Source organism: Vibrio maritimus, from assembly GCF_021441885.1.
Classification (GTDB): Bacteria; Pseudomonadota; Gammaproteobacteria; order Enterobacterales; family Vibrionaceae; genus Vibrio; species Vibrio maritimus_B.
In genome coordinates this window covers 55314-71021 of sequence record NZ_CP090440.1, presented here as the reverse complement: position 1 = coordinate 71021, position 15708 = coordinate 55314, and the positions used below count along the sequence as shown (strand labels likewise).

The window sequence follows — 15708 nt, the reverse complement described above, 5'->3', positions numbered from 1 at the left end:
ACCTCCCATCCTAGCTTAGTGGTGTACACATTCGCGTTGTACTTTTATTGATTGAGGTAACATAAAGTAATACCCTATACCACGAACAGTAATTATATAGTTCCTTTTCAATAACTGCCTCAATGAAAAAATGGCCATTAGTAAACAGCCTTCTGACACAACAGAACCCTGCCAGCCTTTATGAATGAGTTCTTGCTTTGACATGATAACCCCTTCACTTTCAAATAGATTAAATAGAATTCTAAATTGCGCCTCTGATATTTTTGTTACTAACCTTTCTGTCTTAGCATCTAATACCAATCCATTTTCGTAAAATATTTTTCCATCTAAATTGAAGTATTTTTTCCCTTCAAAAAGAGATTGATTCTTTTCCTTTTCCATTCAATAACACTCCTAAAAAGATAAATCATCAGCACAACTATATTTACATAAAAGAAACATTAATGTTAATTATTAATTAATTATAATTAAACAATAACAAGCAAATAACCACCTTTGCTGATTGTATGAAAGGTCACTGAGTTAAGGCAAACGTATTATTACGTAGCTTTGTGATGTAAAAAGCGAGTTATGCCCTACCCAGACGATCAAACTATCCAACACACCCATCGTTACAAAGCTAAAAATGTAGATGTTTATTCCAGAATCTACACAAAGTACACTACCCAGCGAAGGAAAGGTGAAAAACTTCCAGAGTAATAGATCGATAACTAAAATTGACCAGACGAACGTTAAATTATTCTTTAGCGAACTCTCTGCACTGTCAAAGGAATATTTATATAAAAACGTTTATCTAGCAACTATGTAACATGTTATAACCTCAATCTCCTTGTTAGCTATCAAGGAGGCTATATGAGTCAGAAAATAAAAGTGAAGTTACTCCATACCTTCGAAGCCAAAGTATAGCGAAATAAGTAAATGCTAAGGGGGAGAACAAGCCATTAAAAATTTTCAGTCAGAGTAAGATCAACAGGCAAAGATAGTATAATAACTCCTCCCATCAAATAGACCATTGAAACAGCCCTAAAGGCAGAGATGTAACAACATCTAGAAAATGACTGCCATCCGAACTTTAAAATGAAAACCGCTTTAAGGAAGATAGCTGCTATATCAGCAAAACGTTGTACACGATCTGAAACTTGAAGTCAAAAAAGAAATTGCTTGACCTGTTTATCCGAGCTAGAGTGCGCGACCATTTACCCTAATACCATGGTTCAGCAGTGCATTATTCACCAATATCTACAACTCCATGAATTATGTTGCTTCCAAACATCAAAAGAAAACCATGGTTGACTTGAAACCGGTTACCACAAAGAGGCTGCTGAAATGGAACTAGATCGCTTAGGGCCTAAATAAGACCTGCAATAACCGATTGTGCATCATTATTGGTGGAACAAGTAGAAAACCTGTCTGATTACTTAAAATATACCGAGTACGTTCGAAAGACCGCTATTTATACTACAAATATCGTCAGATTTCCAAACGAAAGTATTGCTAAAATTCCTCCACACTAGAATACCAAAACACTTTTAAGAAATAAACAATGCCAATCAAAAACTAGAATAAGACGTTGTCTCAACTAGTAATTCACTTCAATCATGTCTTTAATACCTAACCAAATTTAGTTGACACAGAATCCTAAACACCCTCAACTTCATAGAAATGCACTTGACATGTCTAAATTTCAATTTTTTAAACTTGTATTTCAATTAAAAAACTCCACCATGTAAACAATGGAAGGTTATATGAATTGTGAGGAGGATTTAAGTATCTGAAGTTATTATAATCTCCTTTGTTATCATTCATAGCTGAATATCATTCGTAAATAAAAACAAACTATACGAATATTCGAACGCAATATAATCCATCATCACATCTAGATTAGACAATATCACACCCACCCTATTGGCTATCATATTTAACAGATAGTATATAAATACCCAAGACCAACCAATACTTCGTTATTGAAAGATCTATAATTCTTGCCAATTAAAAGATTTTTGTATGAACCTGTGAACGATACCCCCAACCTTCAATCCACTACTTCCCGGGTACTAAAATTAACCATTTTTACCTAACTCCTCTGTTGAGTCATACCAATTGGTGTAACTTCCATGATAAGTTATGTCTATTCCCCCTCCAACTATCACTCTTAGATCTGACCAAAGCAAAGTGTAATTCAGACCAACGTTTACATTAACTTCACCAACTTCAGAAAAGCTTCCCAATAGGACTGGAGAGTCAGCGTCTACTTTGTCGTCAATACTGCCTATACGTTGATCATCTTGGCCGTAGCCTAACCCGAAAAGTAGGAAACTGGTGTGTATATTACCAGTACTAGTACCACCCACTTCCTCCTTTTTTCATTCTAGATTTCCCTTGACGTCATGATAATAATCATAGTCAATTTATATAAACACAATAACACAAATTTGGAGCTAGCATCGAATTATAAATTATTTTATATTTTAACTGTCGACTAACTACACAATAGAAGTCACTCAATTCGTGTAAAGGCCTTATATAAAATAATCCTTTATATCATGAGGGCTAAAGTCTGTTATTAACAAGTCGCCTTAGCAGCCTGGGACAGAAACCAAAGATACTCAACCCACTTAATCGCTAGCGATATTATAGTTCATGAACCTTAGATAAACCTATCAAACAACTCTTCAATGGACGGTACAATTGGCTTAAGTATATCGATAAGGTCTAACTAAGATAAGACTGACGGTCATCGAAAGTATGATTAAGATACTCGCCTGTTGCACTACCACCTTTTGTTTGTGTTTCACGAAAATCGTCTCCTCCTCAATGATCTATTCAACTACATCTTCCTAGGTTGAGCTAACTACGAAAGAGCAAAAAACCACCTACAGAACTGGTTGCTTTGAGTAGCCCCCTAGAGGGGGTTAACTTTTAGTGACTCAACCCTCGATGCATATAACGCTCTTCTCTTACTTTTCCACACGATCTTGATGCCTGACATATCTTCGGATTGTTTCCTAGTTCATTCCTACCGAATCAACAAAGTAGCCACGCTGCCAAACGTTATGCCCCATAACTTCTGCTTTCTTAAACACGGAAATTTGCTGAACAACCTTATCGCTGTCCATCCTTTAACAAATCCCATATACTTTGAAGTGCTCAAACTTGGTGACATTTTCACAACTAAGTGGACGTTATCTACTTGAACGTTCAACTTTGCAGTTTTTCATGTAGATGTAAATACTTAAGGGCAACTCTTTGCCCAAGTTGCCCTTAAGTATTTTGAGTCGGTACTTCGACGTCTAAACTATGTGGTACTGGCACCTGTAACATACGTGCGAAGCGGATTCATATCTGCTCATGTTCTTTTTCTCCTTGATTTACTGGTTATAAACTTGGATACCTTGAACATGAGAGTCCTTCGGGCAAAGCCCTAAATTTAGAGATAATTACTAAGCTCAATAAGGCTGTTTTTCATCGACATCTCCTCTTCCTGTTGCTGTTTTTCCAGTGATGTAATCAATTCGTTTAATGTTTTTTCAACCTTTTCAATCATCGGTTGATAGAACTTCTCACTTTCCTCTGATTCGCTTGAGACAACCTTGAGGTTCTGGGCTAATTCAAGATACTGATTACCCGTCAAACCAAATCGACTTCCTGTTTCGTTGATTACTTTGGCATTTAGGAACATCAAGCGTTCTACTTCTTTTTTCGCATCTTTAATGTTTTCTTCCGAAAACGTTGCCGTCCAACGGTACAAAAAACGGATTCGAGTATTGTCATCAATCTTGCCAGAACTATCATCATTGACGACCTCATAGCCAAGCGTACCCTTGGCTTCGCTACGCATTATCTCAATTCGCTCTTGAGACTCCAGGCTGTTCGCTATCGTCTCTAGTGAGCTCTCTATTAGTCGAGATAAAAACGTCTTCGGTGATTTATATGATGGGAGCTGCAATTTTCCATCCGGCCCGTATACACCGTAAATAATTTGTAGCTTTTTCAACGACAGAGGGTAAAGGTGATTACCTGTTTTAAAACGGCTTAGTAAATCAAGTGTTTTCTTAGAATGTGCGTCTTTTAATGCTAAGTATTGCTCATTGTTGATAAGTGCATACCCTTTGGTTTTAGCTTTAGCAATGTAACTCTCTCTTAGCCTATTATTTGGATACATCCTCAGAACACCATTGTCGTAAATACAATCAGAAAAAAGGGGGGTATAGCGAAAGTCACCATTACCTCTTTCTATACCAATTGCTGTTTCCATTAGCCGTTGTGCTGGCTTTTTGATCGTTGCTGACACTTGATTAGTCGTCTTGATATTTGGAAAAAACTCTGCAATTTCCTTGGCTGTGAATTCATAGCAAGGCTCAGCGTGCTCTCCCGTTACATCACCATCGACATACCAATCATCTTCTCTCATTTTAGTAAACAGGAGCGACATAAGATCACACATCTTTGGTGTAAGCTTAAGAGATGCAAAAACAATATCATTGCTTTTTATATGGCTTTCCGTACCAGAGTGGTACTTTCTTACTAGGTTGGTTGGTAGCTCTAGTTGAATTTTATCTTTCTCTATACTCATGTAAAGTGATCCACGTCATGTCTTTAAATGACTTTTAGCCAAAAATGAAATTTATAACTCATTTATAATTTTTTCTGCTAAAACTCTTACAGTGTATGATAAAAATCATTAAATAACAAACCCTAATAGATAAGTTTTTGGGGAAGTTTTCGTACTCAAGGACTTACAAAAGCTCACACCTCCGATTAAAACTATTTTATACAAAGAGTTACAATAAAAATCTAACATGATAAAATAAATTTAGTTTGGCTAATCTTAAGTTACAATGATAAAATCCGTTGAGAGAACCCCAAATTCCGGCAATTTAGAGTTGTTAAGTTTAAATATGCTAAAATCCGTAGAATCTAAAAACACCAGTACAACAAAGATAAAACATCTCCAAACATGATAAAATTCATTTAATTCGCAGCATACTTATAGAAGATAGATATCAACAGTAGAAGTTTACTAAAACCAATTGAACAATGAAAACACAAAATCATTCAAAATAAATTCACTCCAACATAGCTAATGTAAGCTAAAAAAATAAGTTTTTTTATAACTTCCGTAGCCTTGCGCTAAAAAGAAATCAATGTTGACTAAACAAATCTTTAACTTTGATAAAAATAAGTCAAAAATTGCAAAATCCAATCGAACGAATATTAAAAAAACACTTATACTACAAGAAGTTAAGCTCTACAAAACAGTACACATAGATCTTTATATAGATCTTTATATAGATTTTTATATAGATTTTTATATAGAGTCTTAAATTAAAACTCTACATTTATCTTAGTTTAAACTTTAGCGATAGTGTAATGGTTTAATGATCCCGAACACCAAATTAGGTGGTAAAGTCTCCACCATACATGAGGTGTTCAATAACAAAACGACAACGACGTACATTTTCTTCTGAGTTCAAAATAGATACCGCAAGCTTAGTTTTTGATCAAGGTTACTCAATATCTGAATCGGCACGTTCTCTAGACATCGGTGATACGGCCTTACGACGCTAAGTCGATCAACTCTAAATTGAGCGTGGTGGAGAAGCGCCAACAGTCAAAGCTCTGTCGCCAGAACAGCAGAAGATCCAAGAGTTAAAAGCTAAGATTAATCACTTAGAAAGAGAAAAATCCATACTAAAAAAAGCTACAGTTCTCTTAATGTCACACGAACTCGAACGTTTTTGCTAATTGACCAGTTGAGGGAGCATAAACCGGTCAAAGTTCTTTGTGAGCTGTTCGATATTGCGTCTTCCTGCTACTACGAGTTTAAACAACGAAAACCGGATGCTAATCGCATTCGGTTAGTCAGCAGAATTAAACAGCTCTTTAACATAAATCGTGGCGTTGCTGATAGTAGGACTCTTGCTTCTATGTTGCAGTCTGAAGGCTTCGATGTCGAACACTTTAAAAGAACTCAATATATGGTTTAGAGAATTGTCGACTTAGATACCGTTTACTCTTAAGTTTGACTCAGCAACAAAGCCATCGCATAAGTGTACGTCTAAGCTCCAGCTGTATTGAAATACTATGTAATACAAAAAACCCGCTAAACAAACCCCATAACACGGATATGATGTTCTGAATAAAAAATAAACATGAGTAAAATGTAACATCAAGAATACATAACAACCACTTAGCTCCAGATTTAGTCAACACTAAGTATTAAACCAGCAGAAAACGGAAAATCTGTATGAATACACGGATTATGTGTTATTTAAACGGAAAATAAGATCAATTTAACAAGCAAAATAACATATTTCAAACCTAAGATAAGGTTAGCAGAGCTCTATCCTAGTAAATTGGCGGATAATGAGTGTTGATACACGGGCAATGAGTGTTGATACACGGGCAAAATGATCATCTAAAAGTAAAATATCGCACGGAGTATACATCAATAGTTGAACCATTCACCTAAATTCTAAATTCCCATCTATTTTCATTAGACATAACTCAAACGAACTTCCATGCAAACACCAATCATCCGTGTACGGATAATATGTATTGCAACATAATAATGCACGGATACACTGTGATAACAAAACAAAAAATCAATAGCTTAAATTGATATCATGAAAGTTATCACGGATAAAAAGATCATTAAAGCAACAGTCACACGGATAATATGATCAATAATGAAGGATAAATCAGAGAGATTGATATTTCTTCGACAAAAACAAGCCCTACCACACGGATAATATGATCAGTAATGTGTAATTCTCTCCAAATCTAAGATTAAAATTATATTACACCTTAAGATTTAACTATTATTATCAATGATATAATCCAGACTTTCCCACACAGCTCTAAGCGAGATAATACACGGATGTAGTGTTATAGTTAAGGGGAGGACACGGATTTCACGTGGTGTCAGTTCTCTTAAATCGGTTAAATGTACTTTTTTGTACATGATTCAAGACATAACAAGTACCAGTTTAAATATTGCCACACGGATTTTATGTGTTGTTAAGCGCCAAATAGTAGATCAATAATGACGGTAGTAGGCACTGAAGAAAAAACACTGATTCTTTACAGAAAAACACTGAAAACATGTGATTAACGCGGATTTAGTGTAATGACAACACGGATTTGGTGTTATACTAATGTCATTCGGATCTATAGAGAAGAGACCATGGTGAAGGTCAATACTACAAAGAAGTACACTCTTCCAAAGCAATTCAAGAAAGCTCATAAGTTAGTGTTTTCACAACAAGATCTAACTCAACGCGAAGCTGATCTCTTCGCATTGATGATCGCTCACATGAGGCCAGAAGATTGGGATAACAATGAAACACCAGTCTATGAGTTTGCCTCTACACAGCTATCTCGATGGTTAGGCATCACTCCAAAAGAGTTAGCTAAAACACTTAAGCCTGTGGCAGATCGCTTGACTAAGAAAAACATTGGATTGCCTGTCGACGATGAGAATGATGATGTCCAAGAGTTTGATTTTATATCTATTTTCAAGAGAGTTAAGTATAAAGATAGAAAACTCACGATGATACCAAATGATGAACTGCGAGAGGCTTACATTGAGTATAATAATAGTTACGCACTTATCAACACACAGAGTTTCTTCAGTCTCAAAAAGGAGTACGCCAAGCGGTTGTATGAAATTCTTAGTCGATTCAAAGGCGGCGGAACCTACCTTCAAACCTTTGATATATCCGACCTGAAGGGACTTTTTGGGCTCCATGATCCAGGAGGTAAAATTAAGTCGGGCAAGCGCTCATTTTCGAACAACAGTGTCTTTATAGAACGCTGTATCAAAGCAAGTATTAGAGGGATAGAAGATGATCCTGAAGCCAACCAAGAGATACTCTTCTTCGATTCAAAAGATGGTACTACCCATGGTTATGAAGTCTACAGGGAAGGCAGGAAGATATCTAAAATCAAGTTCTTATATAGGTGGGTAGATAAGAAGAAACCTATACATACACTCAACCTTGGTGAGATCAAAAAAATTATATCTACGTTAGAGCTAAAGCGAAAAGACGGCTTCGAACTAACGATCGACGAGCTTAAAAACCTAGCTCATTCATATGCCTCAATTGGCGAGAACGAGCGTGCAAGCAAGATCAAACTTGCCATCCAACGGCGAGAAAAAGAGCAAGAAGAACTTGTGGAAATGCAAAGTTCCCTAGAGGCATTCATGAACGAACTAAAGCAAATCGCTCCTGATGACAATTACTAACTAAAACATAGAGATAAGTAACATATCCACACCTTGATTGACCAAATGCACTGTTATTCAGGGTGTCCTCCTCAAAAACGCGGAAAACCTGTCATGTTTTAGAGAGTAAAGAGATCAACGTATGCGGATATACAGATCAAATACTTGCATTAAAAGATCAAAAGTAAGGGTGATATGATCATTAAGTCGGATTGGGTGATCATAAAAGCGGATTAAATGTAGTTTGAATCCCTATTTTATTAAATGAAATCAGTAGGTTATGTGTGGTCATAGTTATAATAGATCTGATAAGTTTAATAGATTTTAATAATTTATCTAATAGTTACCTATAACGCATGTGTAAAAGTTAATCAAACCATAGCCTTTGGTAAGTACTCACTCCTTTAGTCTTTGTCGCTCCAATAGCCTTCTTTTCAGTCTCCTCCCCTCTCTTTCTTCGCATTACGTATCGATTATTATGTTTAGTCGTATGAGGAGACACAGTGATTAAATATAATTGATAGTTACATGGTGTTTTTTTTGTTTTATACTATCAATAGTGTTACATGGTTATCATTTAAGGGTTCCAATAGTGAGTACTAATCTTGAGTTGGCAAACAGAATAGAAAAAAGAGCAGAAGGCTTATCCAAAAGCGAGATCTCCCGGCGAGATGCAATTATCGACCAAACTTATGTTGAGATTGATGACAAAGAGATTTCCAACTTATTGCTCACTCATTGTGTTTCTAAAGCGACAATTGCCAGTTACTGTGGTGTGTCATTAAATACATATATTTCTTATGAAGAAAAGGCGATTGAAGAAGGCGTAATGGAGCCTGCGATCAAGTATAAAGGTAAGTGGCAATATACCCCTCGACACGTGCATGCAATGATGGACTATCTTGGGCGAGAGAGTTGGTCAGACAAATATCAGACTTGTGTCATCAACGTTCAAAACCAAAAAGGTGGTACTGGCAAAAGTACCGCTACGATGTCCTTAGCCACGGAACTAGCACTCGATTTTAACTCGAGACCAAGAATCTGTGTGATAGATCTGGATCCACAAGGTTCACTTCGCGTGTTTGTCGACCCGGATGCACTTGAAGAAACAGAGTTAGACATGTTGACGACAGTAGAACTTATGCTTGGTGAAGACGCTCCTAGTGGACTCTACAGTGATTACATAGAACAAGGCTACAGCCACAAAGAAATCGTGGATATGTCTCTGTTAGGTACTCACCTTCCAAACTTGTTTATTTTACCTGCGATTCCTTCAGACGAAACATTTTCAAGTATTGCTTGGCAAAGTGGGCTCGCGTCTGGAGATCTGAGCTGTCTTAAGTTCTTGAAAGAAAGAGTTATAGATAACTTGCGTGACGAATTTGATCTGATATTCATTGATACTGGTCCCCATGTAAATCCATTGTCTTGGAATGCACTTTACGCATCGAAAGTTTTATTGGTTCCGGTTACACCACATAAGCTTGATTGGCAAAGTACTATTCAGTTTTATGAGTCGCTACCCAACCAATTGAGAAACCTTCCCGATGGTGCGGAGGGTATCGCGTTCGAAAAATTCTTGATAACGAATCGTGATACAGAGAATAATCGTGACGACGCTATTGTTGATGTCATTAAAGATGAGATGGGATCGTTAGTACTAAATAATCAGATTTTAAAGAGTAGTGCTTTTGAAGCCGCGGCTCGTAACTATCGAACCGTGTGTGATATACGTAAATCTGACAAGTTGTGTCCAGATACACAACTTGACAGAGCACAATCGTCCGTGAGAGCTGTCGCTAACGAATTCAAAAATCTACTTAAGGATAACTAATGAGCTTTTACGAAACCAAGCGAAACAGAAGTCGCAACAAAGACACCGAATCACAAGTTATCTCTCGAAAATTTGTAATGCGAGACGGTAGCAAACACAATGCCTATCGCGTTGTCGTCCCACATAGCGATTTAAAAACGCGAGTTGAGGTTCATCCATTGAACCCTAGATATCAAGAAGCGCTGACCGAGGAAGCCTTGGAAGATATACTTCCATCGATTAGAGAGACGGGTGTGATTTACGAGGGAATTGCTGAAAACATTGATGGGAAGTTTCTTGTTTTGGACAGCTCTCGCCGCCTTGCCGCTGCCGAAATCGGTGGTGCAGATCTCCCTCTTTGGGTTTTTGAAGAAGGTTCTGAATTAAGCCGCACTGATGCAGAATATTTAACAGAAGTGTCGAGACTGCATCGTCCGTTGTCGCGGCGTGAACACGGTTTGTCTCTGATAAAAGCAATTGCTGAAGACACATCGCTACAAGATTATGCAAATCTTATAGAAAAGTTTAGGTTTAAGGAATCTCAGGAACGCACAGTTCGTAGATATATTAGTGCTGCGGTGTTGCCCCAAGAGCTAATAGATCTATTCCCAGATTCTGAAGGTATTCCAAATGATTACTACGATAAACTAAAGAGTATTTGTAAAGCTGTAGGCAAAAGCGAAGGTGTCACTCAAGAAAAGACAGAGCATGACATACAGTTCTTTAATCGTTTATCCCCTCTCTTATTGCGCTGGCTATCCAACCAAAACATCTGTATTGATGTGTCGTTAGATACAGCGGATAAGCAGGCGTTTGTCCTGGATGAGCTGTTTCGTCTATCTCAAAAAAATAAAGCGAGCCCTACCCCGCTCTGGTCTAAGCCAGAACGTATTTATGATAAAAGCAAATATACTTATGCTGAACTTACACGACATTCGAGTGGCAAAGAAATTAGATTAAAATGTAGACAATTAAGTAAAGAGCAAGAGCAGAGCATTATCCGGCTTATCGCTTCATTCGGTTAACAAAGATATTGATCTATTGGCGGTGTTTTTTAGAGTACCACTGGGAGATTTTCTTGAAAATAACACTCGAGTAAGAGTCCGGACACCTCCCGTTTTTCAGTAAAAATCCGCCTTCTTAGAAGGCGGATTTGGCTTTCATATCCCCTCAAAGGGGGCATCTGCGCGTTGTTAGATCATCTTCAACTCCAACTGAGCCTCGTACTCTTGGTCCTTTTGTCTTGATGTATAACTTAATGCTGAATTATGCCCTCGTTCACACCTACCTTATCAACAAAGTATTCCCTTGCCCAAAAATGGTTTCCTCATAGTTTCTTTCTAATATGCGCAAACTTATTGAACGGTCGGATTGCAAATCGCCTCATCAAGGTTGAAATCTAAACTTTCGGTGGGACGATGACAACCAAATGAACATGATCAGGCTGAACATTTAACTCCAGCACTTCACAATCCTTCATATTGCAGAGTGTGTAGATAGACTTGTACAGCTCTTTGGCTACGTTGCCCTTAAGAATTTTGAATCTGTATTTTGGAGTCCAAACTATATGGTTTTGCGTCGCCATTGGACGTGCGATGAACTTCTATAATCGCCCTTGTTAATGGTTTTCTCTTACTTGTGTCTTACTTCTAACATGGGCGTGTTTTCGGGCAACAGCCCTTAGGAGCAATCACCACCGCCAAAGACGGTGGTTTAGGAGGAGTGACAATCAAAGTGAATACATAAGCTACACTGTAACTTATGTATTTTACTACACATTCTTTGTAGATAGCTAGTTATTTTAAGCATTCCAAATTGACTACTTGCTGTCAATTGAGATACCAATAAACCAGACAAATGAAAAGACTCAATGACTAAAGTTTTGTATCACCTCTTCACCAGTAGGTACTACTGTCAAGGACAATAACATAGTAACTGTGGTACTGCTATTTTTTTATATAAAACAATATCTTATGTTGTTTTTTTTTGTGTTTGACACCGTTGTCATGGTGGAAGTAGCATTGGTTATCGATGAGGTTTTCGTCTAGTTGAATGGTTTTCTTTGAGTTTGCCGTTTCCTCAAAAATCGACAACATACTATTTCCTGTTTCACTCGTTTCTAAATGCTCTAGTACCAAGGAAGATTATGTTTCTTAAGTTGCGAAACCTACCTTTTGCTACGACTAAGACTGATGACATCCTCCTCCACTACCTGGTTTTTGCTATATGAAAAATACTCTTAGGCTTGAAAGAGTTCTAATGTAATGAACCACCCCTTTTCTCCTCATTACGTATAACGAGGCTATGACTATGGGGAAGTAACCAAAAATTGATGTTAGTAGAGAAGCAGAACTTTTTTAGCATTGATATTGCGAAGCATATTTTTCAGTTGCGCTGTGTTGACGGTAACGGCAAAGTCGTTTTAAAAAAACGGCTCTCAAGAGATAGATTTATTTAATACATAACCAATTTGTCGCCATGTATGAATGTCATGGAATCTTGTAGAGGCGTTAACTTTTGGGCTCGAGTTTTTCAAATAATCGCCCATAAGACTAAATTGATCAGTGCTCAGTTTGTAAAACCGCTCGTCAAAACTAACAAAAACTACACCAATGATGCAGAAGCCATTACAGAAGCCGCGTGCAAACCATCAATTCTTTTGCACCCTTTAAGCTAGTCGAACAACAAGATATGTAATCTTTACATCGAATGAGAAGTCGATTAGTGAAAACAGAACGGTAAGTAATTCTTAATGGTAGGCCATATCTGCTCTTCTTAAACCTGTTTTTCGACACGATCGTTAGAGGTCATGGTTTTGATAAGGAAGAAGAGTGCGGATTTACATTAGGGCATAAGTTTTACTTAGATGTCGAATATATGGCAGCAACCTAGATTTATACCAATACCATGGAAATTAACGTGCAAATAAGGGAAGCATATAAGTGGAAAATATAGATTAGGTAGTGGCAGCCCCCCTGCTACAGGCACACATATTTTTCTAAGGCGTAAAATTGTTCCAGGGCAGTGTCACCATCAAGCGTTAGTTGGCCCCGTTGAATCATCGTCCATAGATCTCGACTATGAAGGCTGGCTATCGTCCCCTATAACGACTTCCAACTAAGCACTTGCTGAGTCTTTTGTTCTATCCAGCGATGACTTTGCTCGGCAATGTTATTCAAATACTTAACATCGACGTTTCTATCAGCGACAACATAAAGAAATCTGTTAGCCAAAGCTGAACATGCATAGCATCGAGTGCCACATAGTTATGTTTACTGCCGCTAATGACGACTTTCTCAGGGAGACTATGTTGAGCAATCGCTTTATTCAGAAAGGCTTTCGCGGTTAGGGCTGAGGCAATAATCAAATAATGTTCTCAAACTTATTGACTTCTCGATTGGACATGGGGATGCCAGATTAACCGTCTGTCAAGGTTTTGTAAGGCGCAGAAATACCTATCTCCCATCCCTGTTGTTTAACTGTATCGAGCAAATTATCGATGGCCGGTTGGCTGAGTCTATCCTGAAACTGTTGGTTGTGGAGAAAGAGTGGCCGGAGGACATTGGGCTGGGAGAAGGTCATGTGCATTCAAAGGTAATCAGGTAATCTCTTTACCTTCCGCACTATCCAGTTGTCTGTGGCTTTTTCGCCACAACGCGAACAAGCATGGCTGGAGCAGGTTAACCAGAAATTTTTAGCATGGAGACAGTCGTTGTTTTCACAATGTAGCGCTTTGCCGTCTAAGGCGGGTTTACCACAGGCAAAAATTCCAGCGATTTCTATGGTTTCGATATCACGAAGGGTTGAATCCAGTGCCATAGTGCGTTGCCAGCTTTGTTGTATTTAAGTGGGTCTGGATTGATACAGGGTGACTGAAGGGCGAGCAACTATGGGCAGTAAAGGTTATCGGAGCGTCATTATTGTGAATGGAAAGCCTGATTGTATGCATAGACCGGCCACAGCTCATTCGCATAGCTACATGTTCATTACATTAGGGCCCTTAAAAGTGGAGTAGACCATACATTATTTAAATTTCCCCAATACCGAAATTAGTTCTTTATGTTATACAACTAACAATTATATCTATAATTTATAAAGGGGAAATATGGCCTTCCAGTTAAATGCTTTTGAAGCATCTAGATTCTTAGAGCGAGCAACTTTTGGTGTAAAGCAGGAAGATGTAGCAAAGCTATTAGAAATGGGCGTTGAAGAGTGGTTAAATAATCAGTTTCTTATGACCGCTAACTCTCATGACGAGAGAGGAGAGTTTCAACGTTCACACCGTAGAAACGGTCGTTGGTCGCCAACAGTTAGAGTCAGCGCTTGGTTTGATCTTGCTCTTTGGGGAAAGGACCAATTAAGACAACGGATGGCTTTTGCTCTTAGTCAGATCCTTGTTGTCTCAGAAAGAGATGAAAACCTTGCAGACGAACCCAAAGCACTAGCACAGTATTATGATTTATTAGTAGATCATGCTTTCGGACACTACGCTGACTTGCTCTATGCAGTGTCACGCTCACCGGTCATGGGGACTTTCCTTACTCACCTTGGTAACCGTTCATTTGACTCTACAGGAGTATTACCTGATCAAAACTATGCCCGTGAACTCATGCAGCTTTTTACGACAGGTGATTTTTCTTTAGATGAATACGGCAAAGTGATTAAAGATCAGCAAGGTCGTCCAGTTGAAAACTATGATGAGGAGCAAGTTGCAGAGTTAGCGCGAGTATTCACTGGTTGGGAGATGAACAACAACAGTTTTTTTGAGCCTATGGTGAATAATGAAGCTCACCATGATAGGAAGGAAAAAACACTACACGGTGTCATATTACCGGCAGAGCAAGATGCTGATTTAGAACTAAAGCAAGTTATTAATATATTGGTTAATCATCCAAGTACATCACCATTTATAGCCAAGTTCCTGATCAACCGTTTTGTTTCCTCCAATCCTTCTCCTGAGTATATTTTCCGGGTGGCGGCGGTATTTCGCAGATCAAACGGCCACTTAGGCGAAACTCTTAAAGCTTTGCTAATGGATGAAGAAGCCTTTAAGGCTAAAAATACCGGTAATATAAAATACAAAGAGCCACTGTTGCGCCTAACATACTTCTTTAGAGCATTGAATGCTTATACAGGTCTCTCAAATAGGGATAACCAATCTCCTGAGCCTATGTTTTACTCTTCTACTAGTAAATTTCTCAGCTACCAAGACGGTTTTAACCAGACACCGTTAGGAGCACCGTCAGTGTTTAACTTTTTCAGTCCAGAATTCAGTCCAGAGGGGCCGTTGCAAGAGAGTCAACTAGTCAGCCCCGAGCTCGAACTGATGGAGTGGGTTGATATCGCAGAGAATAATCATGTTTTGCACGAAGCTCTTACTTACTATAACGATACGGTAAAACAAGGTGATGGCACTAGTGGATATAGACAAGATGAAAAAACCTATGTAGTGGTATCTCCTTATTATGATGCTGTTACCGATAAAGGGCTAGAAGCCATGCTCGACCTGGTTGCAGTTACTTTACTTAACGGAAAAATGAGCTCAGTACTTCGTGACAACTTAACCTCACTTTATCAATCAAGTTTATTAGAGAGTGACAACAAAAGTGCTGTGAATAATGTAATTTTGATGACATTTCTTTCAGCAGAATTCAGTATCCAGGGATAG

10 protein-coding genes and 2 pseudogenes are annotated in these 15708 nt (G+C 38.2%); 5 read left to right on the top strand and 7 right to left on the bottom strand.

Features of this window, described 5'->3' with window-relative positions:
- Positions 1 to 15: 15 nt before the first annotated feature.
- From LY387_RS25660 to LY387_RS25645, 4 genes and pseudogenes are all read right to left on the bottom strand, one after another.
- Complete coding sequence (locus LY387_RS25660) at positions 16 to 381, bottom strand: winged helix-turn-helix domain-containing protein (protein WP_234498100.1); 366 nt, start codon at positions 379 to 381, stop codon at positions 16 to 18.
- 1679 nt (positions 382 to 2060) lie between these two features.
- Positions 2061 to 2351 carry a hypothetical protein gene (locus tag LY387_RS25655; RefSeq protein WP_234498098.1) on the bottom strand — a complete coding sequence of 97 codons (291 nt, stop codon included), beginning with the start codon at positions 2349 to 2351 and terminating at the stop codon, positions 2061 to 2063.
- A 657-nt stretch (positions 2352 to 3008) separates the two neighbouring features.
- A pseudogene (gene tnpA / locus LY387_RS25650) lies at positions 3009 to 3350 on the bottom strand (IS200/IS605 family transposase); the annotation flags it as partial.
- A gap of 77 nt (positions 3351 to 3427) precedes the next feature.
- Positions 3428 to 4573 (bottom strand): replication initiation protein, encoded by a 1146-nt coding sequence (locus LY387_RS25645; protein WP_234498097.1) that lies wholly within the window; start codon positions 4571 to 4573, stop codon positions 3428 to 3430.
- 848 nt (positions 4574 to 5421) lie between these two features.
- Here LY387_RS25645 and LY387_RS27310 point away from each other — a divergent pair.
- The 4 genes from LY387_RS27310 to LY387_RS25630 all read left to right on the top strand — a co-directional run bounded on the left by LY387_RS27310 (position 5422) and on the right by LY387_RS25630 (position 11065).
- Positions 5422 to 5568: a transposase gene (locus LY387_RS27310; protein WP_419153492.1), complete on the top strand. Its 147-nt coding sequence runs from the start codon at positions 5422 to 5424 to the stop codon at positions 5566 to 5568.
- A 1618-nt stretch (positions 5569 to 7186) separates the two neighbouring features.
- On the top strand, positions 7187 to 8248 hold the full coding sequence (locus LY387_RS25640; protein WP_234498096.1) for a replication initiation protein: 1062 nt from the start codon (positions 7187 to 7189) through the stop codon (positions 8246 to 8248).
- Positions 8249 to 8819: 571 nt separating this feature from the next.
- Positions 8820 to 10061, top strand: coding sequence for a ParA family protein (locus LY387_RS25635; protein ID WP_234498095.1), 1242 nt, complete (start codon positions 8820 to 8822; stop codon positions 10059 to 10061).
- Positions 10061 to 11065 (top strand): hypothetical protein, encoded by a 1005-nt coding sequence (locus LY387_RS25630; protein WP_234498094.1) that lies wholly within the window; start codon positions 10061 to 10063, stop codon positions 11063 to 11065. The genes LY387_RS25635 and LY387_RS25630 overlap by 1 nt, the downstream gene beginning before the upstream one ends.
- Positions 11066 to 11233: 168 nt before the next feature.
- Here LY387_RS25630 and tnpA (LY387_RS25625) read toward each other — a convergent pair.
- The 3 genes and pseudogenes from tnpA (LY387_RS25625) to LY387_RS27305 all read right to left on the bottom strand — a co-directional run bounded on the left by tnpA (LY387_RS25625) (position 11234) and on the right by LY387_RS27305 (position 13883).
- Positions 11234 to 11663, bottom strand: a pseudogene (gene tnpA, locus LY387_RS25625) (IS200/IS605 family transposase).
- Between the two features lie 1552 nt (positions 11664 to 13215).
- On the bottom strand, positions 13216 to 13407 hold the full coding sequence (locus tag LY387_RS25620; RefSeq protein WP_234498093.1) for a hypothetical protein: 192 nt from the start codon (positions 13405 to 13407) through the stop codon (positions 13216 to 13218).
- 221 nt (positions 13408 to 13628) lie between these two features.
- On the bottom strand, positions 13629 to 13883 hold the full coding sequence (locus tag LY387_RS27305) for a transposase zinc-binding domain-containing protein (protein WP_419153495.1): 255 nt from the start codon (positions 13881 to 13883) through the stop codon (positions 13629 to 13631).
- Between the two features lie 262 nt (positions 13884 to 14145).
- Here LY387_RS27305 and LY387_RS25615 point away from each other — a divergent pair, with 262 nt between their 5' ends.
- Complete coding sequence (locus LY387_RS25615) at positions 14146 to 15708, top strand: DUF1800 domain-containing protein (RefSeq protein WP_234498092.1); 1563 nt, start codon at positions 14146 to 14148, stop codon at positions 15706 to 15708.

Excerpts from the sequence above, each read along its gene's own strand:
- LY387_RS25660 (WP_234498100.1), bottom strand. The coding sequence starts at position 381 with ATGGAAAAGGAAAAGAATCAATCTCTTTTTGAAGGGAAAAAATACTTC.
- LY387_RS25645 (WP_234498097.1), bottom strand. The coding sequence starts at position 4,573 with ATGAGTATAGAGAAAGATAAAATTCAACTAGAGCTACCAACCAACCTA.
- LY387_RS27310 (WP_419153492.1), top strand. The coding sequence starts at position 5,422 with ATGAGGTGTTCAATAACAAAACGACAACGACGTACATTTTCTTCTGAG.
- LY387_RS25640 (WP_234498096.1), top strand. The coding sequence starts at position 7,187 with ATGGTGAAGGTCAATACTACAAAGAAGTACACTCTTCCAAAGCAATTC.
- LY387_RS25630 (WP_234498094.1), top strand. The coding sequence starts at position 10,061 with ATGAGCTTTTACGAAACCAAGCGAAACAGAAGTCGCAACAAAGACACC.
- LY387_RS25615 (WP_234498092.1), top strand. The coding sequence starts at position 14,146 with ATGGCCTTCCAGTTAAATGCTTTTGAAGCATCTAGATTCTTAGAGCGA.